Annotated in this window: 21 protein-coding genes; 8 read left to right on the top strand and 13 right to left on the bottom strand. The window is 63.2% G+C overall.

Annotation, left to right across the window (positions count from 1 at the left end; genetic code table 11):
* Position 1 precedes the first annotated feature (1 nt).
* Positions 2-1,543, top strand: coding sequence for a glycosyltransferase family 39 protein (locus tag J5J83_RS02245; RefSeq protein ID WP_212344811.1), 1,542 nt, complete (start codon positions 2-4; stop codon positions 1,541-1,543).
* A 2-nt stretch (positions 1,544-1,545) separates the two neighbouring features.
* Positions 1,546-2,301, top strand: coding sequence for a phosphatase PAP2 family protein (locus J5J83_RS02240; protein ID WP_212344809.1), 756 nt, complete (start codon positions 1,546-1,548; stop codon positions 2,299-2,301).
* A gap of 52 nt (positions 2,302-2,353) precedes the next feature.
* Here J5J83_RS02240 and J5J83_RS02235 read toward each other — a convergent pair whose 3' ends face one another.
* From J5J83_RS02235 to ppsA, 3 genes are all read right to left on the bottom strand, one after another.
* The gene (locus tag J5J83_RS02235; RefSeq protein WP_212344807.1) at positions 2,354-2,719 is read right to left on the bottom strand and encodes a hypothetical protein; all 366 of its coding nucleotides are present in this window, start codon (positions 2,717-2,719) and stop codon (positions 2,354-2,356) included.
* 12 nt (positions 2,720-2,731) lie between these two features.
* Positions 2,732-3,688: a M23 family metallopeptidase gene (locus J5J83_RS22885; RefSeq protein ID WP_249115587.1), complete on the bottom strand. Its 957-nt coding sequence runs from the start codon at positions 3,686-3,688 to the stop codon at positions 2,732-2,734.
* Positions 3,689-3,919: 231 nt separating this feature from the next.
* A complete protein-coding gene (gene ppsA / locus J5J83_RS02225) occupies positions 3,920-6,286 on the bottom strand; it encodes a phosphoenolpyruvate synthase (RefSeq protein WP_212344805.1) in 2,367 nt (788 codons plus the stop codon).
* Positions 6,287-6,406: 120 nt separating this feature from the next.
* Here ppsA and J5J83_RS02220 point away from each other — a divergent pair, with 120 nt between their 5' ends.
* The 4 genes from J5J83_RS02220 (at position 6,407) to J5J83_RS02205 (ending at position 10,865) form a co-directional block, all read left to right on the top strand.
* Positions 6,407-7,240: a pyruvate, water dikinase regulatory protein gene (locus J5J83_RS02220; protein WP_212344803.1), complete on the top strand. Its 834-nt coding sequence runs from the start codon at positions 6,407-6,409 to the stop codon at positions 7,238-7,240.
* A 68-nt stretch (positions 7,241-7,308) separates the two neighbouring features.
* A complete protein-coding gene (locus J5J83_RS02215) occupies positions 7,309-8,478 on the top strand; it encodes a DUF2863 family protein (protein WP_212344798.1) in 1,170 nt (389 codons plus the stop codon).
* Between the two features lie 28 nt (positions 8,479-8,506).
* Positions 8,507-8,917 carry a peptide-methionine (R)-S-oxide reductase MsrB gene (msrB, locus tag J5J83_RS02210; protein WP_212344796.1) on the top strand — a complete coding sequence of 137 codons (411 nt, stop codon included), beginning with the start codon at positions 8,507-8,509 and terminating at the stop codon, positions 8,915-8,917.
* Between the two features lie 316 nt (positions 8,918-9,233).
* Positions 9,234-10,865 (top strand): methyl-accepting chemotaxis protein, encoded by a 1,632-nt coding sequence (locus tag J5J83_RS02205; protein ID WP_212344793.1) that lies wholly within the window; start codon positions 9,234-9,236, stop codon positions 10,863-10,865.
* A gap of 77 nt (positions 10,866-10,942) precedes the next feature.
* Here J5J83_RS02205 and J5J83_RS02200 read toward each other — a convergent pair whose 3' ends face one another.
* Positions 10,943-11,872 carry an alpha/beta hydrolase gene (locus J5J83_RS02200; RefSeq protein ID WP_212344790.1) on the bottom strand — a complete coding sequence of 310 codons (930 nt, stop codon included), beginning with the start codon at positions 11,870-11,872 and terminating at the stop codon, positions 10,943-10,945.
* Positions 11,873-11,920: 48 nt separating this feature from the next.
* Positions 11,921-13,018, bottom strand: a complete 1,098-nt coding sequence (locus J5J83_RS02195) for a PQQ-dependent sugar dehydrogenase (protein ID WP_212344787.1) — start codon at positions 13,016-13,018, stop codon at positions 11,921-11,923.
* Between the two features lie 235 nt (positions 13,019-13,253).
* On the opposite strand from J5J83_RS02195, the gene J5J83_RS02190 reads away from it, so the two are divergent.
* Positions 13,254-14,117, top strand: coding sequence for an IclR family transcriptional regulator (locus J5J83_RS02190; protein ID WP_212344784.1), 864 nt, complete (start codon positions 13,254-13,256; stop codon positions 14,115-14,117).
* Between the two features lie 24 nt (positions 14,118-14,141).
* Here J5J83_RS02190 and maiA read toward each other — a convergent pair whose 3' ends face one another.
* The 7 genes from maiA to J5J83_RS02155 form a co-directional block, all read right to left on the bottom strand.
* Complete coding sequence (maiA, locus tag J5J83_RS02185) at positions 14,142-14,786, bottom strand: maleylacetoacetate isomerase (RefSeq protein ID WP_212352731.1); 645 nt, start codon at positions 14,784-14,786, stop codon at positions 14,142-14,144.
* A gap of 129 nt (positions 14,787-14,915) precedes the next feature.
* Positions 14,916-15,947: a TRAP transporter substrate-binding protein gene (locus J5J83_RS02180; protein WP_212344780.1), complete on the bottom strand. Its 1,032-nt coding sequence runs from the start codon at positions 15,945-15,947 to the stop codon at positions 14,916-14,918.
* A 61-nt stretch (positions 15,948-16,008) separates the two neighbouring features.
* Positions 16,009-17,019 carry a fumarylacetoacetate hydrolase family protein gene (locus tag J5J83_RS02175; protein ID WP_212344777.1) on the bottom strand — a complete coding sequence of 337 codons (1,011 nt, stop codon included), beginning with the start codon at positions 17,017-17,019 and terminating at the stop codon, positions 16,009-16,011.
* Positions 17,016-17,558 carry a VOC family protein gene (locus J5J83_RS02170; protein WP_212344774.1) on the bottom strand — a complete coding sequence of 181 codons (543 nt, stop codon included), beginning with the start codon at positions 17,556-17,558 and terminating at the stop codon, positions 17,016-17,018. The genes J5J83_RS02175 and J5J83_RS02170 overlap by 4 nt, the downstream gene beginning before the upstream one ends.
* A 287-nt stretch (positions 17,559-17,845) precedes the next feature.
* The gene (locus J5J83_RS02165; RefSeq protein WP_212344771.1) at positions 17,846-18,070 is read right to left on the bottom strand and encodes a DUF2783 domain-containing protein; all 225 of its coding nucleotides are present in this window, start codon (positions 18,068-18,070) and stop codon (positions 17,846-17,848) included.
* A gap of 10 nt (positions 18,071-18,080) precedes the next feature.
* A complete protein-coding gene (locus J5J83_RS02160) occupies positions 18,081-19,748 on the bottom strand; it encodes an FAD-dependent oxidoreductase (RefSeq protein ID WP_212344768.1) in 1,668 nt (555 codons plus the stop codon).
* A 422-nt stretch (positions 19,749-20,170) separates the two neighbouring features.
* Positions 20,171-21,133: an MBL fold metallo-hydrolase gene (locus tag J5J83_RS02155; protein ID WP_212344765.1), complete on the bottom strand. Its 963-nt coding sequence runs from the start codon at positions 21,131-21,133 to the stop codon at positions 20,171-20,173.
* 197 nt (positions 21,134-21,330) lie between these two features.
* On the opposite strand from J5J83_RS02155, the gene J5J83_RS02150 reads away from it, so the two are divergent.
* A complete protein-coding gene (locus J5J83_RS02150) occupies positions 21,331-21,582 on the top strand; it encodes a hypothetical protein (RefSeq protein WP_212344762.1) in 252 nt (83 codons plus the stop codon).
* A 406-nt stretch (positions 21,583-21,988) separates the two neighbouring features.
* Here the strand turns inward: J5J83_RS02150 and J5J83_RS02145 are convergent, their stop codons facing one another.
* Positions 21,989-24,742 carry an EAL domain-containing protein gene (locus J5J83_RS02145; protein WP_212344759.1) on the bottom strand — a complete coding sequence of 918 codons (2,754 nt, stop codon included), beginning with the start codon at positions 24,740-24,742 and terminating at the stop codon, positions 21,989-21,991.
* Positions 24,743-24,805: the final 63 nt, after the last annotated feature.

The raw sequence follows: 24,805 nt of genomic DNA, 5'->3' as shown, positions 1-24,805 counted from the left end.
GATGCTGTCCCGCAACCGGGTCGTCGTCACGCTGATCCTGCTGCTGCCCCTGCTCAGCTATTTCCTGCGCCTGGGTGGCTCGCCGCTGTTCGATGTCGATGAAGGCGCCTTCTCCGAGGCCACACGCGAGATGTTCGAGCGCGGCGACTTCCTGTCGACCTACCTCAACGGCGAACATCGCTTCGACAAACCCATCCTGGTCTACTGGCTGCAGGCGCTCGGCTATCTGATCTTCGGGGCCAGCGAATGGGCCTTCCGTCTGCCATCGGCGCTCGCAGCGACGGTGTGGAGCTACGCGACCTGGCATTTCGCGCGCCAGCGCTTCGGCCCCGACACCGCCCTCGCCGCACTCGCGGTGGCGGCCACCGCGATCGGCCCCTTCGCCATCGGCCGCGCCGCCACCGCGGACGCCCTGCTCAACATGCTGCTCGCGCTGGCGCTGTTCGATGCCTGGCGCCATCTCGAATCCGGCCAGCGTACGCCGCTGCTGCGAAGCTACGTTTGGATCGGCCTCGGCGTGCTCACCAAAGGGCCGATCGCCCTGATCGTCCCCGGCACGGTCACGCTGCTCTATTGCGCAAGCCGCGGCGAGTGGCGGCGCTGGGTTCGCTCGGTGTTCGACCCTGTCGGCTGGACGATCCTCGCCGTGCTGGTGGTGCCCTGGTATGCCGCTGCATTGCTCATCCACGGGCACAAATTCATCGATGGTTTCATTCTCAAGCACAACGTTCAGCGCTTTACCGGCACGCTCGAAGGCCACGCCGGCAGCCTGTTCTACTATGTGATCGCGGTACCGCTACTGCTGCTGCCATGGACCTCGCCGCTGATCGCATCGCTGCGCAACATCCGTGCCGACACGCACACCAGTGTGCGTCGTTTCCTGTGGATCTGGGCTGGCTTCGTCGTAGTCTTCTTCTCGCTTTCGGGCACCAAACTGCCGCACTACGTGCTCTATGGCGCCACCCCGCTGTTTCTGCTCGTCGCAGCCCATCGCGACGAGCTGCGTCGCAGCTGGGTGCACTACGCCCCGCCAACCGCGCTGCTCGCCCTGCTCTTCGTGCTGCCCCTGGTCTTCAACCTGCTGTCAGCCAGCAGCGCGGGCAATGCCTACTACCGCGCCCAACTCGCCGAGTCCCTGCATCTTGCGGGCTGGCAGTATTACGCCGTGACGCTGGGCTGCCTGCTGCTCTGGCTCGCCGTCATCTGGCGGCTCCAGGCGGGGATCTGGATGAAGATGATGATCGGCGCGACGCTGCAGATCGTGGCACTGACCACCGTCGTGGTGCCATGGGCCGGTGCCGTGCTGCAGGGGCCGCAGAAGGCGGCGGCGGCCTTCGTCCGCGAACGGGACGAGCCAGTGGTGCTGTGGCGCTTCGACGCGCCGAGCGTCAGCGTCTATCGTGAAGCAGTGACCCCCTCGGGCGCACCCGGCCCCGGGGAACTGGCCATTACCCGCATCGACCGGATTCCGGAGACCGGCTACGAAACACTGTTCCGCAAGGGCGGTGTTGCGGTCGTACGCGAAGTCACGGCCAAGGAGTAGGCATGGCGTCCCCGCGCCTGCAAGAGGATTCGCCGCAGTACCGCAGGCCGGAGGTCGGCCTGCCGCTGGTCATGCTCCTCAGCATGATCGCCAGTGGCGCAGTCTTCCTGCTGTGGCCGGAAATCGACCTGCACGTCAGCGCGGCCTTCTTCGACGCGGACGGCGAATTCTCCGGTGAACGCAGTGCATTCGTGATGGCGCTTTACCGGGGCATCCCGATGATGTCCAAGGCGATCATCATCGGCTTGTTCATCGCCCTCTTCGCCTACACCTTTCAGCGTGGTGCGCACGGGGCCCGCCGGCGCATTCAGGTCGGTTATCTGATCATTGTGTTGATGCTCGGCCCCGGCCTGATGATCGACGTCGTGCTCAAGGATCACTGGGGCCGCGCGCGTCCCGCGAGGATCACCGAGTTCGGCGGCACCGCGCGGTTTTCGCCAGCCCTCGTCATCTCTGACCAGTGCGCAAAGAATTGCTCTTTCGTCAGTGGTCACGCCTCGGCCGGGTTCTATTTCGTCAGCCTGGGCTTTCTCGGCGGCGCCGTTGCGCGACGGCGCTGGACCTTGATCGGGCTGGGGCTGGGCGGTTTGTTCGGTTATGGTCGCATCGCACAGGGCGCCCATTTTCTCAGCGACGTGGTGTTCAGCTTCTACGCGACCTGGTTTGTCGCCTGGCTCGTCTGGCTCGCGTTCAGGAAGGTCGGCTGGCTTGGCCACCCGGACCATCCACCTGAACTCAAAGTCACCTTCGATACATGAGCGACGGCGTCGGCCTAAGTGCGGCCGGACAAGGAGCACACCATGAAGCGCACTAACGCGGCGGATGCTTCGCCAGCTGAGATTTCAGAAACACGAGCTCCGACTGACGCTTTTTGAGGGCCTCGTTCATCTCGGCGAGCTGGCGCTCGAGTTCGGCCCGAGTGGCGCGCTCCATTTCAAGCGCCAGCCGGCCAACACCGAGTTCGTCTCCAAGCCGCCGGTTTTCCTGCTCCAGCGTGTCGATCCGCGCCCTGTCGTCATCGCCCGCCAGATGCTCAACGGCAAGCACAACGATGCATGCCAATACCGCACCGATCGCGCCAGACACCAGTACGCGCATCCGGCTTCGGGCTGCCAGACGTTCGCGTGCGGCATCCTCGCCCAGACAACGCGGTCTGAAACCGCCAAATCGATTCACCGTCTTCCCGGATCAGTGACGCGCAAGATAGGCGACAGGATTGACGAATGCGCCCTTGCGCAAGACCTCGAAATGCAGGTGCGCCCCGGTGGAGCGCCCAGTCGAACCGACCGCCGCAATACGCTGCAACGGCGTGACCACATCGCCGACCTTGACGAACAACCGTGAGCAGTGCGCATAGCGCGTCGTCAGGCCATTGCCATGATCGATCTCGATCATGTAGCCATATTCACGGTGATAGCCGGAGAAGACGACCTTGCCACCTGCACTGGCCACAATCGGCGTACCCGTACCTGCCTGAAAATCGAGACCGGAGTGGAAGGCCACACGCCCATTTATCGGATCGAAGCGTTTTCCGAAAGACGAACTGCGGCGCGCACCGGGCACCGGATTGCGGCTGGGGAAAGCCATCTGCGCCACGTCGAGTTCGGTCGTAACCTGCTCTACTTCGAACAGCACTGCACCGAGGCGATCGAGCTCGTACTCGAGATCGGTCAAGCCTGCGCCCTGATCATCGAAGACGGCAATCGCCTGGTCGGCATCCATGCGCGTGCCAGACAGCGGAATCATCGGTCCCCCGCTCGCCGCAGCCATCGACGCTCCGTCGCCTTTCTTGCCCGGCGGCACATCCGACGGTGGCGCCGTACGCACATTTTCATTCCGTGCGCCGCCGCCCTTGAGCACGCCAACGCGCTTTGCCAGACTCAGCGCCTCGCCCTCCAGGCGAGCGAGTTTTGCGGAAATCTCGCCGAGACGATCGACCAGGAAACGTCCTTCCGGATGATCGACGCTCAGCGGAGACACCTGCCCTTCCGGCGCCTCACCCCGACCGACGCCGACCCCGAGCGCAAACGCGCCCGCGGCAACCGCGAGCAACGCGCTCGACGCGATGACGACCATCGCCCGTGAACTCAGCGTACGCACCCTGGACCGACCCTGCCGACCCATGGAAAGTATGACCAACGCCATGCCCTTCCTCCGAAAGCGACCGACCGTTCCGGAGCAATGAACAGGCAGCCTGACAGTGAGACCGTGCCGACCAGTTTGGTGGAAACATCCGCACACAATCAATTTGGTCAAACACAAAACAGACGGAGTCTATCACCATCCTCCTAACAAGGAAGCCCCACGGCATGCTTTGCCGTGAACGCAGGACGGCGGCCGAAGCCGCCGTCCTGCCAACTACCGAAAACCCTGCGCTTACTTGCCGACGTGCGAAGACAGACTCAGCCAGGTCGACACCACCGTATCCGGGTTCAGCGAAATGGTCTGGATGCCTTCATCCATCAGCCACTCGGCGAAGTCCGCGTGGTCCGACGGCCCCTGACCGCAGATACCCACATACTTGCCGAGACGGTTTGCCGACTTGATCGCCATCGACAGCAAGGATTTCACTGCGGGATCGCGTTCGTCGAAGGCATGCGCCACCAGTCCCGAGTCACGATCGAGCCCGAGGGTAAGCTGAGTCAGATCGTTGGAGCCGATGGAGAAGCCGTCGAAGTGCTCGAGGAACTGGTCGGCCAGCAGCGCGTTGGACGGAATCTCGCACATCATGATGAGCTTGAGATCGTTCACGCCACGCTTCAGACCATGCTCGGCGAGCAGATTCACCACGCCCGAGGCTTCTTCGACGTTGCGCACGAACGGAATCATGATCTGTACGTTGGTCAGGCCCAGTTCGTTGCGCACTTTGCGCATTGCGGCACATTCCATTTCGAAGCAGTCGCGGAACGAGTGCGCGATGTATCGCGATGCCCCACGGAAACCCAGCATCGGGTTTTCCTCCTCCGGCTCGTAGATGTCACCGCCGAGCAGCTTGCGGTATTCGTTCGACTTGAAGTCGGACATCCGCACGATCACGGGCTTCGGATAGAAAGCGGCGGCGATTGTCGCCACGCCTTCGACCAGCTTCTCGATGAAGAACTGCTTCGGCGTGGCATAGCCGCGCGACCGGCGGTTGATCTCATCGCGCAGGCTGGCCGGCACCTGGCTCAGTTCGAGAATGGCCTTCGGGTGAATGCCGATCATGTTGTTGATGACGAACTCGAGGCGGGCCAGACCGACGCCGCCGTTGGGGATCTGCGCGAACTCGAAGGCGAGTTCGGGATTCCCGACGTTCATCATGATCTTCACCGGAATGTCGGGCAGGTTGCCCATGTCGGTGGTGATGACCTCAAATTCGAGCCGGCCGCGGTATACATAGCCGGTGTCGCCTTCGGCGCAGGACACGGTGACGGAATCACCCTCGGACAGGATGTCGGTCGCGTTGCCGCAGCCCACGATGGCAGGGATGCCAAGCTCACGCGCGATGATCGCGGCGTGGCAGGTGCGGCCGCCACGGTTGGTGACAATGGCGCTGGCGCGCTTCATCACCGGCTCCCAGTTGGGGTCGGTCATGTCAGTCACGAGGATGTCGCCGGCCTGAACGCGATTCATCTCGGAGGCGTCCTTCACCACGCGCACGGTCCCGGCACCAATCTTCTGACCGATTGCCCGACCGTGGGTCAGCGCCTTACCGTACTGCTTGAGGCGGTATTTCTCCATGACATGGCCGGCGGACTGGCTCTTCACCGTTTCCGGACGCGCCTGCAGGATATAGAGTTTGCCGTCGACACCATCCTTGCCCCACTCGATGTCCATCGGACGGCCGTAGTGCTGCTCGATCACCACCGCATAGCGCGCAAGCTCGAGCACGTCTTCGTCGGTCAGCGAGAAACGATTGCGATCAGCCTCGGGCACATCGATGGTGCGCACGGACTTGCCGGCTTCCTTCTTGTCCGAAAACACCATCTGGATCAACTTGGACCCGAGATTGCGGCGCACTACCGCCGGACGGCCGAGCGCCAGCGTGGGCTTGTGAACATAGAACTCGTCCGGGTTGACCGCGCCCTGCACCACCGTTTCGCCCAGCCCGTAAGAGGCGGTGATGAACACCACGTCCTTGAAGCCGGATTCGGTGTCGATCGTGAACATCACACCCGACGCGCCGGTGTCGGAACGCACCATACGCTGGACGCCGGCCGACAGGGCCACGTCGGCGTGGGCGAAATCCTTGTGCACGCGGTAAGCGATCGCGCGGTCGTTGTAGAGCGACGCAAACACTTCCTTCATGGCATGCAGAATGTTCTCATAGCCGTGAATGTTGAGGAAGGTCTCCTGCTGACCCGCGAACGATGCGTCGGGCAAGTCCTCTGCAGTAGCCGACGAGCGCACGGCGAAACTGCCCTCGCCTTCGGCCGTGATCTGCTCGTAGGCAGCCTTGAGGTCGGCTTCGAGCTGCGCCGGAAAGGGCGTATCGATGATCCACTGACGGATCTCGGCACCGGTTTTGGCCAGCGCGTCGACATCGTCGACGTCGAGCACATCGAGTGCGGCATTGATCCGGTCTGCCAGCCCATTGTGAGCGAGGAACTCGCGGTAGGCGTCGGCGGTGGTCGCGAAACCACCCGGCACGCGGACGCTGGACGGCAACTGGCTGATCATCTCGCCGAGCGAGGCGTTCTTGCCGCCGACCTTATCGACGTCGGTCATGCGAAGTTCTACGAAGGGAATGACGTAACGGCTCATGAGTGGCTTCCGGAATCCATGAAGAAATCGAAAAATGGTATTTTACAGAATAATTGTGCTCTGCCGCACGGCAGGGTTTGCCCTAGTCATCCACGCGAAACCAGCGAGCCCTCTGAAAACATGAGCAATCTCCCGAACCGGACAGTCTTCTTCATTTCCGACGGCACCGGCATTACCGCGGAAACGCTGGGCCACAGCCTGCTGGCCCAGTTCCCCGATGCCCGCTTTCGCCAGGTTCGCATTCCCTTCGTCGACGATCTCGACAAGGCCATCGACTGCGCGAACAAGATTCGGGAAGCCTTCATTGCCGACGGTACCCGCCCGATCGTGTTCAGCACCCTGGTCAATCCGGAGACAGTCAGCGCACTGCACAAGGCCGATGCCCTGTTCCTCGACCTGTTCGATCGCTTCATCGGGCCGCTGGAATCCGAACTCGGTCAGCGCTCCACCCACGCCGTCGGCCGCTTTCACGGCATCGCCGACAGCAACGACTACAAGAATCGCATCGAAGCCATCAACTTTGCGATGGCGCACGATGACGGCATTTCTTCGGACGGCGAACTCGCCGAGGCCGACGTGATTCTGGTCGGCGTGTCGCGCTCGGGAAAGACGCCAACGAGCCTGTACCTGGCGATGCAATTCGGTGTCAAGGCGGCGAACTATCCGCTCATCCCGGAGGATTTCGAGCGCAACAAGCTCCCCGGAGAGCTGCACCGCTATCGCACCAAGCTGTTCGGCCTCACCATCGCCCCCGAACGCCTGTCGCAGATTCGCCAGGAGCGCCGCCCCAACAGCCGTTATGCCTCCCACGAGAACTGCACCTACGAGATCGATGCGGCGCAAAAGCTCATGCGCAGGGAGAATATCCGCTGGCTCGACTCGACCACCAAGTCCATTGAAGAAATCTCGGCCACCATCCTGCAGACCGTCAGCCTCAACAAACCGGCGTACTGAACCTGCTGCGCTAGAATGGCTCAAAATGCCTGAGCACCCAAGTAACGCATCGCCACACGGGATTCGAGATGAAAAGACCGCGCATCAAGCGCCGCGGCGGCATCGGCCGCCTAGCAGAACAACTTGTCTGGCTGGCCTCGGGGCTGGCCGAATCCGGCTGCAGAGTGGAAGACCGATACTGGGAGGAACGTCTTTCCGGCGTGATCGACACGGTCCTCGGCAGTGATGACGAAGACACCCTCAACGCCGCCCTCGATCAGCTCTTCGGCAATGACACGCCCGGTTACGACGAACTGGCCGACCACATCGAATCACGCGCCGAATCTGCCGCAGGCGTCTCGGCCGAACACGACATCCTGCTCATCGCCGCGCCGGTGCTGGCGTGGTCGCGGTTCAACATACCGGCCACCAGCCTGTCGGCCACGACGCTGGCAAACATCCGGGTTCACCTGCAGGCTCACGTCCTGGCCTCGGGAACCCGACTGGCGATCGCGGACTTCATCTTCAGCCCCGACCAACTGCCACAGGGATACTGTGCAACGGCCCAGTTCGCCGGCATCATGGGACGCGCGGCGATCGATGGGCACGACCTCCATATCGAGACTGCGGGCATGCCCGAAACCACGCAGTTCCTGTCCGACACCCGCTATCTGCTGGCGGCGGTCGCGGTGCGCAAGGGCGAAGCGCTATTTCGCTGGCAGGAGCCCGATGGCAGCCGCGAACAGGCGCTCGAGCAATGGCGCAGCCAGGGCGGCGCCTGTCTGGCGCCACTGATGCCCGGCTGCGCGCTCGAATTCGTGCTGCCGGAAGCCTACTTCGCTGCCAGCCGCATGGCTGACAAGGGCAGCAGACCCTACTCCGTTCGCGCCTCGGTGGCCTTCCTCGGCGCAGCACTCGATGCCCCCGCCCCCAGTCTGGTGGCCGTCATCGCGCCCTTCTGGGACCAGCAGATCGAGGAATACCGCATCGGCTTCACCCTGCGCGGGCGCGAGGATGTCGTCCACGGTGTGGTGTGGCCATTGCTCGGCACCGAAGACGAGGCGATGGACGTCCCGGCTGCGATCGAAGCCGTCCTGCGCGAGTGTGGCGTCGGCGACGTGCGCGTGCTCGATCATCGTTTTCCACTGGAGTACTGCGAGGATTGCGGCGCACCGATGTACCCGTCCCCGGAAGGAGAAATCGTCCACGCCGAAATGCCCGAGGATCACACCGAACAGGTTCCGAGACACCTGCATTGATACGCCGCGGCCGCCAACGGAGACAGCAATGGCAAGAAAAATAGAGAAATCCAGCGCCGAATGGCGCGAGCTGCTGACATCCATCCAGTACCACGTTGCCCGCGAAAAGGGCACCGAGCGCCCGTTCACCGGCGAGTACTGGAACACCTGGGACAAGGGCAGCTATCGGTGTGTCTGCTGCGACGCGCCGCTGTTCGACGCCGAGCATAAATTCGACGCCGGCTGCGGCTGGCCGAGTTTCTGGACCGCCGCAGCGCCCGAGAACGTCGAGTCAGCGGAAGACAACAGCCACTTCATGCGCCGCACCGAGGTGCTGTGTCACCAATGCGGCGCCCACCTCGGCCATGTATTCGAAGACGGCCCGCCACCGACCGGCCTGCGCTACTGCATCAACTCCGCATCCGTCCGCTTCGTGCCGGACGAGGAAGCCGGCGCCTGAGAACCGTGGCAGCGCTCTGGCCGGTCGCCACCGAAGCAGCGCCTATCCAGTGTAATGCTACGGGCTGTTCGGCACTCAGGTTGGCGGCCCGAACCTGTTTAGCGGGTTCCTTCCCTTTCCTTGAACATACAAGGGGGAGGAGCCCATCATCGGCCCCAACCGCCACTCGGGACAGGTGCCCTCAAGAGCACACCTATACACTGGCGCTAAAGTATCACGTCGAGCTGACGATACCAGTGCACCGGGCCATTCGTTCGCCACTTGGCATTTGCCCCGGTTGCACCACACGTCGGCCAAGAAATAGGGGGACAGAATAATGAAATGGTTTGACAACCTGGGACTGGGCGCGAAGCTCCTAGTCAACTTCCTGCTGTCGGGCGGCATACTGATCATCGCGCTCGGGCTCTCGATCGTGCAGATCAATCAACTGCACGGTCTCGGGACGAAGCTCGCGCGTGAAGAACTCCCGTCCATTGTCAAGGTCGCAAAGATCAGCCAGTTTCGGCTCCGGTACCGGATTCGCAGCCTGGAGTACCTGCTCGAATCAGACCCGAGCGGCCGCAAGAAAATGGAGGCCTCCCTGGACAAGCTGAGCCAGGGCCTGAACGATGCGATCAAGGCCTACGAGCCCCATGTCTCGAACGACGCCGAGCACAAGCTGGTAGAAGACGTCAAAGCCCGTGCCGCGGCTTACGAGACGTCGGTGAAGGGTGTTATCGACCTCGTCAATGCCGGGCAGATCGACACAGCCATGCAGCGTCAGCGCACGGAGTGGGTCACCAATGCCAACAGCCTGCGCGACGCCGTCGATGCGCTGGTCGCCTTCAACGCCGACGCCACCGAAGTCACCGCACAGGACCAGGAAGCCTTGTCGGATAGGGCGACTCTCCTCTCCGGCATTGCATTGGTGGCAGGGATCATCCTGGCGATCGTCATGTCGACCATCATCTCCAGACTCATCGCCAGACGCCTCGACACACTCGTCACTGCTGCCAATCAGATCGCGGCAGGCAATCTGGCAGACAAGGCACTCCCGCCGCCTGCCGGAGACGAGATTGGGCACCTGACCACGGCCATGGCGCAAATGCAGACGGCCCTGCATGAAACGGTCTCGGAAACGCGCAATCATGCCGAGCAACTGAACGGGGCCGCGCGCCACCTCGGAGACAGCGTCAAACAGATGGAGCAAAGCTCCAGTGTGCAAAGCAGTGCGTCTGCGGCAATTGCCGCCAATGTCGAAGAGCTGACCGTGTCGATCAATCACGTCTCGGACACGACAGGTGATGCCAGCAAACTGGCGCGGGATTCCGACGCCCAGGCGCGTGAAGGACGCGCCACCGTTGACCAGTTGATCGAGGAGATCAACCGTGTATCGAACGTGGTCGCGAGCGCATCGGAGCGCATCGGCGGCCTCGCGATCGAGTCGCAGCAGATTTCGAACATCGTCCAGGTCATCAAGGACATCGCCGAACAGACCAATCTGCTGGCGCTCAATGCGGCGATCGAAGCGGCGCGGGCCGGCGAACACGGTCGCGGCTTCGCCGTGGTGGCCGACGAGGTACGCAAGCTCTCCGAGCGCACCGCTCAATCGACACGCGAGATCACCACGATGGTGTCATCGATCCAGGATTCCACGCGCGAAGTCGTCAACGGCATCGACGAAGGGGTCGGGGCCGTCAAGAACAGCGTCGAGCACGCGCAGAAAGCCGGGCAGACCATCGCCAATCTTCAATCCATGGCACGACGCGTAGCCGAGCTGGTCGGCGAGGTCGACGTTGCGCTGCGCGAACAATCCAGCGCGTCGGCCGAGGTTGCCAAGCGCGTCGAGGAGATCGCGACCTACGCCGAGGAAACCAGTGCGACGACGACGCAGACTTCGTCCTCGGCCGAGTCGCTTGCCAATCTCGCCACACGCATGCAAGAGAGCGCCAACCGCTTCCGCATCTGATCCGGACCAGCAGCCCGGGCGGGTGCCTCCCGCCCCGGCGCGCCGGTATCAGGCGCCGCCGGGCGGCCTCCGCACGCTCAGGATGCCGCGCGCCCGCCTTCGAGCAGGAAGTCCCGCACGACGCGGATCTGCCCGGGGTCCATCAACATCGGCGCATGCCCTATGCCGTCGAATTCCACGATCCGCGCTGCAGGGCCGCGACTCGACATGGCGACGTGAACATCGCGCTCGAGTAGATCCGACTCAGCCCCACGCAGCGCCAGGGTCGGACAGCGCACGCGATCGTAGGTGTCCCACATCTCGACATCCATCACGATCGGAATCTGCCTGAATGCGTCGCCGATGCCGGGGTCGTACATCATGGCGAAACCACCCTCGACCGGACGCACCGAATACTGCGTCAGGTGACGCCACTGCGCGTTGGTGAGCGGACCGAAAGGCGCGCTCACCTCCCTGATGTAGGCCTCCGCGGCCTCCATCGACGGAAACACCGGCGCAGTGCCGACATACGGGCCGATCCGGCGCAGCGATACCGCAGTGATCACAGGCCCCACGTCGTTGAGCACCAGACGGGTGATCGGCGAATGCGGCATGCTCGCGATGAGCATGCCGATGATGCCGCCCATCGACGTCCCCACCCAATGCACGGTCTTGACATTGAGCCGCGCAATCAACGTGATCATGTCCGACACGTAGAGCGGAAAGCCGTAATCGCCTTTCACGCCAAGCCAGTCGCTTCTGCCGCGGCCCACCACGTCGGGGCAGATCACACGATATTCATCCGCCATCGCCCGCGCCAGATCGTCGAAATCGCGGCCGTTGCGGGTCAGACCGTGCGCACAGATCAGCACCCGCGGGTTGTCGCTGTCGCCCCATTCGGTATAGGCCATACGATGCAGGCCGTGCGGACCGACACATTGAACCGAACGTTCGCGCACGCCGAGATGGGGCCGTTCGGGAACAGGGGGGGCCTTGAACAGTTGCCTAAGTCGTTCGAACAGACGCATGTGTGTCGGATACCGGAGGGAGACAGCGATGAGTCTAGCATCGTCCGTTCACATCGGGTCCAGGCGTAGCACGCTGCCATCGGTCTCTTCGAGCAGCCACAGCTTTCCGTCCGGCCCCTGGCGAACGTCGCGAATGCGCTTGCCCTCGTCCTGCAGCAGTCTCGACACCTCCTTCACCGCTCCATCCGTTTCACTCAGGCGCACCAGCATCCTGAACTTGAGCGAGCCCACGAACAGTCCGTTCTGCCAGCCGGGATACACCTTCCCGGTGTAGAAACTCATGCCCGAAGGCGCAATGGAAGGCGTCCACTGCAGGCGGGAGGGCTCGACATCGGCGCGTTCCGTACCTTCACCGATGCGGGTACCAAACACGTATTCGCGGCCGTGCGTGATCACCGGCCAGCCATAATTGCGTCCGGGCAGGATTTCATTGACTTCGTCACCACCCTGCGGCCCGTGTTCATGCGCCCACAAGCGCCCGGTCACGGGATGCAACGCAGCCCCCTGCACGTTGCGGTGCCCGTACGACCAGATTTCCGCCAGCGCGCCCGGCCTGCCGACGAAGGGATTGTCCGGCGGAATCGAGCCATCGGGGCGGATCCGCACGATCTTTCCCAAGTGGCTGCCCAGATCCTGTGCGCGGTCGCGAAAACTGAAACGGTCGCCAAGCGTGACAAAAAGGTTGCCGTCACGACCGAAAACCAGGCGCGACCCCCAGTGATGCCCCCCTGAGGGGGCCTCGCGCTGAGCAAAGATGACCTTCACCTCATCGAGACGAAGCGCATCGACCGCCAGCACGGCGCGCGCCACCGCAGTGCGCGCGCCGTTCGGCGTCGGCTGTGCGAAGGAGAAGAAAATCGTGCGATCGCGAACGAAGTCGGGACTGAGCACGACGTCGAGCAACCCGCCCTGCCCGCTGGCGTGCACGTCGGGCACACCGGCAAGCGGCGCCGACACCGAGCCGTCGGTACTCACAATGCGCATGCGCCCGGGTCGTTCGCTCACCAGCATGCGGCCGTCGGGCAAGAATGCCAGCGCCCACGGCGTCTCCAGCCCCCTTGCGACGACCGTCGCCCTGACCCCCGTCTCGAGCGCAGCGGAAAAGCCCGCGACCGGCCACGCGGCACACAAGGCCAACAGAGTCATCACTGCGCCGCGGCGCAACCGATCCCGTCCACGGCCACCAATCGCTGTGCTTGCATTCACCACGTTCCCGCTCCCGAAATGAAAATGCCGAAACCTGTCGCTCACGGCGATAGGGCAATCGAAACGCGGGTTCGTTCATGCCGTGCGCGGCGGCTCGCCGCAACGCGACCAATTCCGCACAAAGAACGATCAACAGCACCGAAAATGCTAACATCTGCACCATGCGAGACATGAAATGCTGACAAACGACAAGCGTGGCCATGGCGCCACCGATACGGACAACGGCGCTGCCGAAGGACGCATCGCGGAGCGTGGCGACCGTCGCGGCATCCAGTCGATCGAGGTCGGCGGCACCCTGTTGCAGGCGCTGGTGCGCAATGGCACGCCGATGATGCTGAAAGACCTGGCACGCGAGGCCGGAATGCCGCCGGCGAAGGCGCACCCCTACCTGGTGAGCTTCGGCAAGCTTGGCCTGATCGAACAGGACGCCATCACCGGCCGCTACGGCCTGGGCCCGTTTTCGCTGCAGATGGGGTTGACGGCCCTGCATGCGCTCGATCCGATCAAGGCGGCCATGCCGGAAATCGCCGCGCTCGCCGACGACATCCAGCTCAACGTGGCCATCGCCGTATGGGGCAATCGCGGCCCGACCATCATCCGCATCGAGGAATGCCACCGCCCCATCCACATCAACATGCGCCCGGGCACGGTGATGACGCCGCTCATGCTCACGGCCACCGGCCGCGTATTTGCGGCCTTCCTGCCCACGCGCATCACCCGGCCCTTGATGGAAGAAGAGCTCACCCAGCTGGCCGGCGGCGAGCAGCCCGCCCTGAAGATGTCCCAGCGCCACGTCGACGAACTGCTGGCTGAAGTGCGAAAACATGGCCTGGCACGTGCGCTTGGCCACCCGATTCCGGGCATCAATGCCTTTTCGGCGCCGGTGTTCGACAACAGCGGCGCGCTGTCGCTGGCCATTACCGCGATGGGCCCGGCTGGCGCATTCGACGCGGACTGGAACGGCCCCACCGCGACCCGGGTGCTGGCCTGCGCGCGCGAGATCTCGGGCAGGCTGGGCAACACCTCCGGCGCACACTGAGCGGGGCTCAGCGCCCCGCGCTGCCTACTCGGCGTCGGGCTGATTTCCAGGTGCGGCGAGGCGAAAGGCCTCGATATCCTCGCACCGTTCAGCGATCCGGCTGAGTACGGGAAACGCGTCCATCCGGCACTTGAAGCGCCGCGCATTGAACACCTGAGGCACCAGGCAACAATCGGCAAGGGTGGGCGTATCGCCATGGCAGAAGGCGCCGGTGCGCGCGTCGCCCGCGAGCATGGCTTCCACTGCGGTGAGACCCAGCTCCACCCAGTGCCGATACCAAGTGTTCTTCTGCTCTTCGCTCGCCCCAAGCTCACGCGCAAGGTACTGCAAGACGCGCAGGTTGTTGATCGGGTGAATGTCGCAGGCAATGGCCTGCGCAATGGCGCGGATGCGCGCGCGATCCACTGCCGTTCCCGGCAGCAGCGCGGGTTCTGGATGGGTCTCGTCCAGATACTCGATAATGGCCATCGACTGCGTCAGGACCCTGCCATTCTCGGCCAGTGCCGGCACCAGCGCGGCAGGATTGACACCGAGATAGCCTTCCTGCAGATGCTCGCCGCCCGTGCGGGTCAGGTGTACGGGCACGGCGTCATAGTCCAGGCCCTTCAGGTTGAGTGCGATCCTGACGCGGTACGCGGCGGAACTTCGGAAATAGGTATAGAGCTTCATCTTTCCCCCTGCAATGGCTCGGTTCACGGGCAGGTCCAGCATACGCAACGGGATCCGGTCCTTTCAAGACCGGATCCCGGGCGGACAAACCAGCGCAAATTCGGCGCGAATGGCTTCTTCGGTGTCGTGTCAGCGCTTGTACTTGTCGATCAGGCTCTTCGCGCTATCGAGCATGGCCTGCCCCGGATAGCCCTTGTCGCTCATCTCCTTGACCCACTCCGCCGCAAGCTTGTCGCCCTCCTTGCGCCACGACACCAGCTCGGAAGCCGGAATGGTGTTGAAGGTATTGCCGTTGTCGACCGCCTTCTGCCGCGCAAGCGGCGCCGACTCGTCCCACACCCGACCAATCTGCGCAGAGAAGTCGGCGCCGGAATTATTGTCGATGACTTTCTTCAGATCGGCCGGCAGGCTGTCGTACTTGGCCTTGTTCATTGCAATCACGAACACTGCCGTATACAGCGCCGGCTCGGACGGATCGGTCTCGGAGTGGTATTTGGTGAGTTCCTGCAGCTTCATCGTCGGGATCACTTCCCACGGCAGCACATAGCCGTCGATCACGCCCTTGGACATGGCCTCTGTCACCGCCGGCAGCGGCATCGCCACCGGCGCCGCACCGAATGCAGCCAGCATCTTGTTGGTCAGCCGCGTGGGCGCCCGCATCTTCATGCCATTGAAGTCGGCCATGGTCTTGATCGGCTTGTTGCCGTGCACGTAGCCGTTGTCATGGACGTGAAAAGCCAGCGGCTTGACGCGCGCGAAGTCCTTCTGACCGTACTGCTCCACGTAGTCCCACAGCGCGCGGCTGGTCGCTTCGGCCGTGCGCGACATGAAGGGCAGCTCGAACACTTCGACCGACGGGAAACGGCCGGCGGTGTAGCCCGGCAAAGTCCACACGATGTCGGCCACGCCGTCGGCCGCCTGCTGGATCAGTTGCGGCGGCGTCCCGCCAAGCTGCATCGAAGGATAGATCTGGCATTTGAGCCGGTTGGACGATTCCTTGGCGATCTTGTCGCACCACGGCTCCAGCACCTTCTGCTGCGACAATGCCGACGATGGCCAGAAATGCGCCACCTTGAGGGTGATTTCCTCCGCACTGGCAAGCGCGGTTCCCATTGCCAGCGCAGCGCCGATTACGGCCTTCAGAAAATGCCTGTTATCCATCAATGTCTCCTCCATCTTATTCTGTGTATACCGCCCCTCGCGAGGCGGCGTTGCCGGATGTTCAGCCAGCGAAGGGCGCGACCACGTTCTCGATGGCGCCGAAAATGCTGCGCCCCTCGGCGTCGACCATCTCGATACGGACCTTATCACCGGCGTGCATGAAAGGCGTTACGGGTTTGCCCTGCTCGATGGTCTCGTAAGTACGCACCTCGGCCAGGCAGCAATAGCCCACGCCACCATTGTCGACCGACGACCCCCACAGGTTGCCCTGCTTGTTCGACACCGTGCCCGAGCCGATGATCGCGCCGGCGCCAAGCGCGCGCGTCTTCGCCGCATGCGCGATCAACTGGCCGAAGTTGAAGGTCATGTCCTCGCCCGCGTTCGGATGGCCGAAGCGCTTGCCGTTGAGATCGACGATCAGCGGCAGATGCACCTTGGCATCGCGCCACGCCTCGCCGAGTTCGTCGGGTGTAACCGCCACCGGACTGAATGCGCTCGACGGCTTGCTCTGGAAAAAGCCGAAGCCCTTGGCCAGCTCGGCCGGGATCAGGTTGCGCAGCGACACGTCGTTGACCAGCATCACCAGGCGCACCGCCCGGGCCGCGACGTCAGGCGTGGCGCCCATCGGCACGTCACCGGTGACCACCGTCACCTCGGCCTCGAAATCGATGCCCCAGCGTTCGTCGGCAACCACCTTGTCGCGCGGGCCGATGAAGGTGTCGGACCCACCCTGATACATCAGCGGATCGGTGTAGAAGGACGCCGGCACCTCCGAGTTGCGCGCCTTGCGCACCAGCTCGACGTGATTGATATAGGCCGAACCGTCGGCCCACTGGTAGGCGCGCGGCAACGGTGAATGGCATGCAGCGGGGTCGAAAGGCTGCGATTCGAGCGCGCCGCTGTTGAGCGCCTCATACACCTGGCGCAACTGCGGCTCGCAAGCCTCCCACTCGTCCAGCGCCGCCTGCAGGGTGCGCGCGATCGCCGGCACGGCGCGGCAGCGCGTGAGATCGCGGCTGACGACGACCAGCGTGCCGTCACGCCCGCCTTGTTTGAGGGTCGCGAGTTTCAATTGAACATCTCCTTGTAGCTGCCGTCATGCATCCACGCCGCATGCTTGGGGGCCTTCTTGGTCTTCGCCCATTCCTCGAGCATGTCCCATTTCACCTTGTCCAGCGCCTCGAGCATCTTCGGACTCCCGGTGTTGCAGGCCAGTTCCAGGCGGTGACCATTGGGGTCGAAGAAATAGATCGACTGGAACAGCGCGTGGTCGGTCGGACCGACCACCTCGATGCCGGCCGCTTCCAGCCGCGCCTTGGCCGCCATCAGTACTTCCATCGACTCGACTTCGAGGGCCAGGTGCTGGGTCCATGCCGGGGTGTTGGTGTCGCGCCCCATCGGCGCCCGCGTCGGCAACTCGAAGAACGCCAGCACGTTGCCCATGCCGGCATCCATGAAGATATGCATGTAGGGATCGGCTTCGCCGGTCGACGGCACCGCATCCTCGGCGATCGACAACACCAGTTTCATGCCCAGGTGCTGCTCGTACCAGCGCGCCGTCTCCAGTGCGTCCTTGCAGCGGTAGGCAACGTGGTGAATCTTCTTGATCATGTTTGCTCTCTCCTCTGTTTTCTCATTGACCCGGCAATCAATTTGGTGATGCCGAGTGGAGTGCGGCCCCACAGCTCCCTCCCCTTCAAGGGGGTGAAGGCGGGGTTTCGGCGAGCATCGCTCGCTGCCGCCTGAACGACAGCGCCTCCTGGCGCTGGCTACCGGGCTGGGGTGGGGATGGGTTCAACCGACGCCGCAGTAACCCATCCCCCTCCTAGCCTCCCCCTTGAAGGGGGAGGAACCCGGTGCAGACACTGATTTCACGCGTTTCATTGCAGGGTCAGCAATCAAACGCCTTCACGGGCAATCTTCATCGCCTCGCGCAGCACCGAGATGTCGCCGATGTGATTCGACAACAGCAGGATCAAGCGCGCATTGACCATGGCGCTTTGCTCGTCGGTAAGGTCGCGATGGGTGTCGATCAGCGCTTCGTAGAAATCGTCGCCGGGCGAGAACGCACGAAAATAGCGCTTGCCGGGCTCTTGCAGGTTGGCGTCGGTGATGAGGGCCATGGTTGTCTCCTTAAGCGTTGCAAGTGGCGCGCGCAACTGCCGCACGCACGCTGGCCACGTCGAGCCCGCGCCAGCGCGCGGCGACATGCTGGTCCGGGCGTGCCAGGTAGCAGGCGCCGGGCGTGAGATCGTAGCGTTCCCGGATGCGGCCCTTGCTGTCGATCAGGGTCACCAGCCCGGCCGGTGCGGTACCACGCTCGGCCACCACCAGCGACTCGACCGGAATCGGCGCATCGGCCAGCCCGGCCAGTGCGCGGGCCGTGGCCGCATCCAGCGCCGACGCATCGGGCACGTAGTAGAGCAACTGGAAGCGATTGCCGAGTGCGCCGAGCAGCCATTTGTGGCCGTCCGAAGACTCGACCGGCGCGTCGTCCATCGGCGCCCCTGGCACCATGACGCCGGCAAACGTGTCGGCATCGGCGGTATTCAGACTGGATTCGGAGAAGAAGCTCGGCACCGACAGGCGCCCCGAATTCACCAGTGCGCGCGCAAACGGGTAATGCTCGGCCAGCCCCAGCACCGCGTTGCGGAAGGTCTTGCTCACCGCGCTCTTGGGCGTGATGAAATCGGTCGAACGCGTCGAGTTCATCAGATTCTCGTCGGCCGCAAACACGCGCTCCTCGCTGTAGGTATCGAGCAGCGAGGCCGGCGCCTTGCCATCCATCACCAGCTTGAGCTTCCACATCAGGTTGTCGGTGTCCTGGATACCCGAGTTGGCGCCACGCGCCCCGAACGGAGACACCTGGTGCGCGGCATCGCCCACGAACAGCACGCGCCCGTGATTGAAGCGGTTCATGCGCCGGCACTGGAAGGTATACACGCTGACCCATTCAAGATCGAACTCGCGATCGTCGCCCAGCATGGCCTTGATGCGCGGGATCACGTTTTCGGGCTTCTTCTCTTCTTCCGGATCGGCCTGCCAGCCGAGCTGGAAGTCGATGCGCCACACGTTGTCCGCCTGCCGGTGCAACAGGACCGACTGGTTGGGATGGAAAGGCGGATCGAACCAGAACCAGCGCTCCGTCGGGTACTCGGCCTTCATCACCACGTCGGCGATGAGGAAGCGGTCCATGAAGATCTTGCCTTCGATATCCAGCCCCATCATCGTGCGGATCGGGCTGCGGGCACCGTCCGCCACCACCAGCCAATCGGTGGTCACGGTGTAGGCGCCGTCGGGCGTCTCCACGCGCAGCGTGGCCTTCTCGCGGTCGGGGGTGACCGCAATCACCGTATTCTTGAAGCGCATTTCCAGGTTCGGCAGCTGCTTCGCGCGCTTGACCAGGTAGTCTTCAAGGTAATACTGCTGCAGGTTGATCATGCCCGGGCGGTGATGATCGGGCTCCGGACACAGGTTAAAGCTGAAGACCTCTTCTTCGCGGAAGAAGGTGCGGCCGACATTCCACGACACGCCCTTCTGCACCATCTCCTCGCCGCAGCCAAGGCGATCGAGCACCTCGAGCGCGCGCTTGGCGTAGCACACGCCGCGCGATCCGATCGACACCGTGTCGTCGTTGTCGAGCAACAGCACCGACTGCCCCTGCATCGCCAGATCGATTGCCGCCGACAGCCCCACCGGGCCCGCGCCCACAACGATGACCGGATAGTGACCATCGGTGCCCGAGTCGATCTCGGGCGGGCGACGGTATTCGAACTTCGGGTAGTTAAATGTGCTCAGCACCTTGTCTCCTCCAATTTCATCGTTGGTCCCGGTACAGCCCATCTGTGGGGGAGTTTTCCGGGAGTTGCCTTACTCTGCTGTCAGGTACCGATGTCTTACTCTGATGTCACCTACCAACCCGGCAATTGTTGACCTGAACTCAGTGTCGGCACCTTGTCCCTCCCCCTTCAAGGGGGAGGTTAGGAGAGGGATGGGTTACTCCGACCGCTGCAAACCCATCCCCACCCCAACCCTCCCCTTGAAGGGGAGGGAGCCAAACAGAGGCCATCCGAACCTCGTTAGCAAGTCCCTTCCCCTTGTATGTTCAAGGAAAGGAAAAGAACGGAACTCCTCCCCCTTCAAGGGGGAGGTTGGGAGGGGGATCGGTTTCGTTGGCAACACTTGAAACCCATCCCCCGGACGCCCCTGCAGCAAGCCCATCCTCACGCCTGCAGCGCATGCCACATCTGCTGGTCGCGCTCGGCCGTCCAGATGCGCGGATCGCGGATGCCGCTGGCTTCGTCGTGCGCACGCGTCACGTCGAAGGGCAGGCAGTGTTCGTAGATGAACACCTGACCGAACTTCGGATCCATGTTCTTGCGCGCGTGCGCCATCGTCGCCTTCAGGTCCAGCCCCTGCGCCACCGCCTCCTGTGCGCTGCGATACAGCGTGGAGACGAAGTCGCGGGTATAGGCCAGGCCTTCCTGCACGCGCTTGGGGTCGAGCAGCGCGGGGCCGCGACCGGGCACCAGCTTCTCGAAATTCATCGCTGCCAGATTGTCCAGCGTCTGCGGCCAGTCGCTCAGGTAGGCATCACCCGTATAACAGGCGGCGTCGGCCTCGACCAGGTCGCCCGAGAAGCAGATCTTCTGCGACGGCAGATAGACGATGGTGTCGCCCTTGGTGTGCCCGCGCCCCACCTGTTTGATCTTGACCTCGAGCTTGCCCATCCACAGCGTCATCTCGCCCTGGAAGGTCATCGTCGGCCAGGTCAGCCCCGGCACGCTCTCGACCGCATTGAACAGGCGCGGGAAGCGTCCGATCTCCGAATCCATGTCCTGCTGGCCACGCTCGACGATCAGGTCGTAGGTGTCCTGACTGGCAATGATCTGCTCCAGCCCGGCGTCCTTGTAGCCCGACGCACCGAGCACGCGCACTGCGTGATAGTGGGTCAGCACCACGTACTTGATCGGCTTGTCGGTGATCTCGCGCACCTTGGCAATCACCTCCTGCGCCATCACGGGCGTGGCTGTGGCGTCGATGATCATCACCGAATCGTCGCCAATGATGATCCCGGTGTTGGGGTCGCCCTCGGCCGTGTAGGCGTAAGCGTTTTCCGACAGCTTGTCGAAACTCACCTTCTTCACTTCGAGATCGGCCTGCGATGCAAATACCTTGGTGTTCATGGATTGCTTCTCCTGATGGGTGGATGAACACATCCTAGTTGATGATTTGTTAATGGTCAATACGTTTGCCAATAGTTAATTTTATGGATTGCATCCGGCTACGCTGGCGCCAATCCACGCATACCGCGCGCGATATTCATCATTGGTAGCCACATACATATTGGTTATGATCGAAACATCGAACGCGGAGCCGCCCCGTGAGCCAGACAGATCGCATCGTGACCATTCGCAGGCTGTTCTCGGAGCGCCGGCTCGTATCACGCAGCACACTGCTCGACACGCTGGAGGTGTCGTATGACGATCATCGGGAGCTGATGATGGATGTGTTGAAGCGTGGGCGGCATTGCGAGGTGCTGGGGCCGGAGGGGTTGCGCGTTCAGGTCGCCGAAGAAATTACATGCTGGGCGGAGAATCTCGGACACATCCGAGGGTGCAGGCTCACTCCGTGAGCCCAGCGCCATCCAGAATGCGTGACACTAACAACGAAGATCGAGCCGAATGACGTGCTCCCAGCTCGCTCGGGGATGAACCGGGCCTCTTCGCTTTGCAAGTCGATCTTGCGTCCTGTTTCCCGCTCGCCGAATTCCCTGCGCCGCCCCCTTGAAGGGGAGGGAGCTTCGTCGTGCCAGCTTCAGTGCCAATCAACACGCCACATTTGCTCACTGCCGGCACATCGCCTAAGCGCTGCGAGCGCAGCGCGAAACCGGTGGAGACGCGCCCTGGTGACCCACGGTAGCCGCGTCTGAATGGCGGAGAAAAGTCGACATGTCGAAATGCCGCGCTCTCACTTCGCCGGCGTGGAGGCGCAATGGAAAGGTGTATCGCGCATGACCAAGTGCTCGCGCGCGGCCGAGCTCATCCAGCCAGCTCAAGCACCCTTTCCCTACCCGCCTCGGCCCAAGCCGGGTCGGGCTTCCAGGTCTGAGCCCAGATCGGGAGCGCAGCGGCCGGCATGGGACGCGCGATACCGTAGCCCTGGCCCAGTTCGCAGCCCATGCGGATGAGTTCCACACCGTGCGCCACGGTCTCGACACCTTCTGCAATCACGGTACGCTGGAATGCACGGGTCAGGCCGATCACGCCTTCCACGATGGCGTGGTCCTCCTGGTCGGTGAGCATGTCGCGCACGAAAGACTGGTCGATCTTGAGCACGGATGCCGGCAGCCGTTTGAAATAGGTCAGGGACGAATAGCCGGTGCCGAAGTCGTCCAGCGCGAAGTGCACGCCGCAGGCACGGCATTCTTCGATCACCTGCGACGCACGTCCCATGTCTTCGAGCGCCGCTGTTTCGAGTACCTCGAGTTCGAGGCGGCCGGACGGAATGTCGGGATGGCGCGCGAGCGTGGCCTTGAGCCGGGGAACGAAATCGGGTTGTTGCAGATGACGGGCCGCAATATTCACGCTGACGGCCAGGTCGAGGTCCTGTGCCCGCCATGACGCCATTTGCGTCAGCGCGGCGTCGATGACCCATTCGCCCAGGCGCACGATCAGGTCGTGGTTCTCGATCAGGGGCAGGAACTGCGCCGGGGGCAACAGTCCGCGCTCGGGATGCTGCCAGCGCACCAGCGCCTCGGCGCCGATCAGCCTGCCCGCATGCATGTTGACCTTGGGTTGGTAATGCAGCACCAGTTCCTCGCCGGCAATCGCCTCTTCGATGCGGTTGAGCTGCTCGCGCTGGATCTGGGCGCGGCGATCGTTTTCGGCGTCGAAGATGTGGAAGCGATTCCGCCCCGCCTGCTTTGCCTCGTACATGGCCTGGTCGGCATGACGCAGCAGGATGTCGGGACTCTCGTCGTCGTGCGGGAAAAGCGTTACGCCGACGCTGGCCGAGATGACGACGGATTCGCCGCCAACAATGACCGGCAGCGCCACGGACGCGAGCAGACGCTCGAGTGCCTGCTTGCATTCGTCGACATGATCGAGGCCGATCAGCAGCAGCGCGAACTCGTCGCCGCCGAGGCGGGCAACGGTGTCGCCGCCACGCATGGCGGCCTTGAGCCGGCCGGCCATTTCGACCAGCAGACTGTCGCCGACGGCATGGCCGTGGCGATCATTGACCGCCTTGAAACCGTCCAGGTCAAGGAAGCACACCGCCATAAGCTGATCCGAGCGTCGCATCTGGGCGATGGCCTGCAACATGCGATCGCCCAGCAGTGCCCGGTTTGGAACGTCGGTCAGGGCGTCGTAGTGAGAGATGTGCGCCAGCCGCTCTTCGTAACGCTTGATATCGGCGATGTCGGTGAACACGCCAACATAGTGGCTCAGTCTGCCGCCCGAATCCGGAACCCCGGAGATGGTGAGCAGTTCGGGATATACCTCGCCGCTCTTGCGCCGGTTCCAGACCTCGCCGCGCCAGTATCCGCGGCGCCCGATGGCCGACCACATGGCGGCATAGAACTCGCGGTCATGGCGCCCCGAGCGCAGCAGCCTCGGCGTCTGCCCGATCAGTTCTTCGCGGCTGTAGCCGCTGATATTGATGAAGGTCGGATTGACATCCACGATGCGCTCTTCTGCGTCGGTGATGCAGATCCCCTCGTGCGCATGGGCAAACACGTTCGCCGCCAGCCGCAGACGCTCCTCGGCGCGCTTGCTTTCGGTAATGTCGCGCAGGCTGAACTGCACCAGCACCTTGTCGCGATGCTGGAAACGCATCAGACGGACTTCGCCAACCCACAACGCGCCATCGGGCCGCCGGTGCAGCCATTCGAAGACGCTTATACCGTCGCGGAGACACGCGTCGATCCGCTGTCCGACCGCAGACACCGAGTCGCTTCCGTCCGCCTGGTACGGCGCCGAGAAGTCGAGCGGTTGCCGCCCGATCAGCGCCTCGCGCGAATGGAGGCGGTATATCTCTGCCGCCGCCGTATTGCCATCGATGTAGCACCTGTCTGCTGGATCCATGACCACCAGCGGGATATGCGAATCGTCGAACAGCAGCCGGTTGTAGATCTGGCTGTCGCGAAGCTCGTCCTGTTCGCGCTTGAGCGCGCGCTCTGCGCGCAGTCGGTGGTGGATGTTGAACATCAGCAACGCAATCGCCAGCGCCTGCAGCACCACGGCGCCCCACAGGGTGCGCCGCTGCCACAGATTGCTCGCATCGAGTTCGCGCGTACGCTGGTCGACCAGCTCCTCGAGACGCCCCTTGTAGGCCAGCAGTTCGTCTTCGGCCAGCGCCTTGCCAGATACGTCATGGATTACCGACAACAGCAGATCGCGTCCATCCGGAAGGCGTACCGGCGAGGAGTACACCTCGACCGTGCGGATCCGCCCGTCGGCCGCGCGATGCGGAAACACGAAATAATTGCGACGTTCGGCAAGCGCACGGGCGCGTTCGGCGGCTACATCCTCGTCATCCAGGGCGTTGATGTCCTGAATCCGCATACCCCGGAGCTCGTCTCTGGAGCGCCCGTAAAAGCGCTCGGCGGCGGCATTCGCATCAACGATCGCACCGTTGCCGGGCTCGATGAAGAGCATGATCGAAGCATGCCCCCTGAACAGCGTCGACAGCACATCATCGGCTGCATGGGCGGGTGACACCAGTGTCGCAAAAAGTAGCGCGATCACCGCGAGCAGGTGGCGACCACTGGAGGTGCGAAGCACGATGGGCATGGATCAGGACACAGTACGGGTTGCAAGGCGCCCTGTCATGCACGGGTCGCGGGAAACTGCGGC

The sequence above is a fragment of the Azoarcus sp. L1K30 genome (assembly GCF_018122735.1).
Classification (GTDB): Bacteria; Pseudomonadota; Gammaproteobacteria; order Burkholderiales; family Rhodocyclaceae; genus Parazoarcus.
This window is presented reverse-complemented; position numbering and strand designations above follow the sequence as displayed.

What these genes read in the sequence shown, in the direction of transcription:
- J5J83_RS02245 (WP_212344811.1), top strand. Translation starts at nt 2, where the DNA reads ATGCTGTCCCGCAACCGGGTCGTCGTCACGCTGATCCTGCTGCTGCCC.
- J5J83_RS02240 (WP_212344809.1), top strand. Translation starts at nt 1,546, where the DNA reads ATGGCGTCCCCGCGCCTGCAAGAGGATTCGCCGCAGTACCGCAGGCCG.
- J5J83_RS22885 (WP_249115587.1), bottom strand. Translation starts at nt 3,688, where the DNA reads ATGGCGTTGGTCATACTTTCCATGGGTCGGCAGGGTCGGTCCAGGGTG.
- ppsA (WP_212344805.1), bottom strand. Translation starts at nt 6,286, where the DNA reads ATGAGCCGTTACGTCATTCCCTTCGTAGAACTTCGCATGACCGACGTC.
- J5J83_RS02220 (WP_212344803.1), top strand. Translation starts at nt 6,407, where the DNA reads ATGAGCAATCTCCCGAACCGGACAGTCTTCTTCATTTCCGACGGCACC.
- J5J83_RS02215 (WP_212344798.1), top strand. Translation starts at nt 7,309, where the DNA reads ATGAAAAGACCGCGCATCAAGCGCCGCGGCGGCATCGGCCGCCTAGCA.
- msrB (WP_212344796.1), top strand. Translation starts at nt 8,507, where the DNA reads ATGGCAAGAAAAATAGAGAAATCCAGCGCCGAATGGCGCGAGCTGCTG.
- J5J83_RS02205 (WP_212344793.1), top strand. Translation starts at nt 9,234, where the DNA reads ATGAAATGGTTTGACAACCTGGGACTGGGCGCGAAGCTCCTAGTCAAC.
- J5J83_RS02200 (WP_212344790.1), bottom strand. Translation starts at nt 11,872, where the DNA reads ATGCGTCTGTTCGAACGACTTAGGCAACTGTTCAAGGCCCCCCCTGTT.
- J5J83_RS02195 (WP_212344787.1), bottom strand. Translation starts at nt 13,018, where the DNA reads ATGACTCTGTTGGCCTTGTGTGCCGCGTGGCCGGTCGCGGGCTTTTCC.
- J5J83_RS02190 (WP_212344784.1), top strand. Translation starts at nt 13,254, where the DNA reads ATGCTGACAAACGACAAGCGTGGCCATGGCGCCACCGATACGGACAAC.
- maiA (WP_212352731.1), bottom strand. Translation starts at nt 14,786, where the DNA reads ATGAAGCTCTATACCTATTTCCGAAGTTCCGCCGCGTACCGCGTCAGG.
- J5J83_RS02180 (WP_212344780.1), bottom strand. Translation starts at nt 15,947, where the DNA reads ATGGATAACAGGCATTTTCTGAAGGCCGTAATCGGCGCTGCGCTGGCA.
- J5J83_RS02170 (WP_212344774.1), bottom strand. Translation starts at nt 17,558, where the DNA reads ATGATCAAGAAGATTCACCACGTTGCCTACCGCTGCAAGGACGCACTG.
- J5J83_RS02165 (WP_212344771.1), bottom strand. Translation starts at nt 18,070, where the DNA reads ATGGCCCTCATCACCGACGCCAACCTGCAAGAGCCCGGCAAGCGCTAT.
- J5J83_RS02155 (WP_212344765.1), bottom strand. Translation starts at nt 21,133, where the DNA reads ATGAACACCAAGGTATTTGCATCGCAGGCCGATCTCGAAGTGAAGAAG.
- J5J83_RS02145 (WP_212344759.1), bottom strand. Translation starts at nt 24,742, where the DNA reads ATGCCCATCGTGCTTCGCACCTCCAGTGGTCGCCACCTGCTCGCGGTG.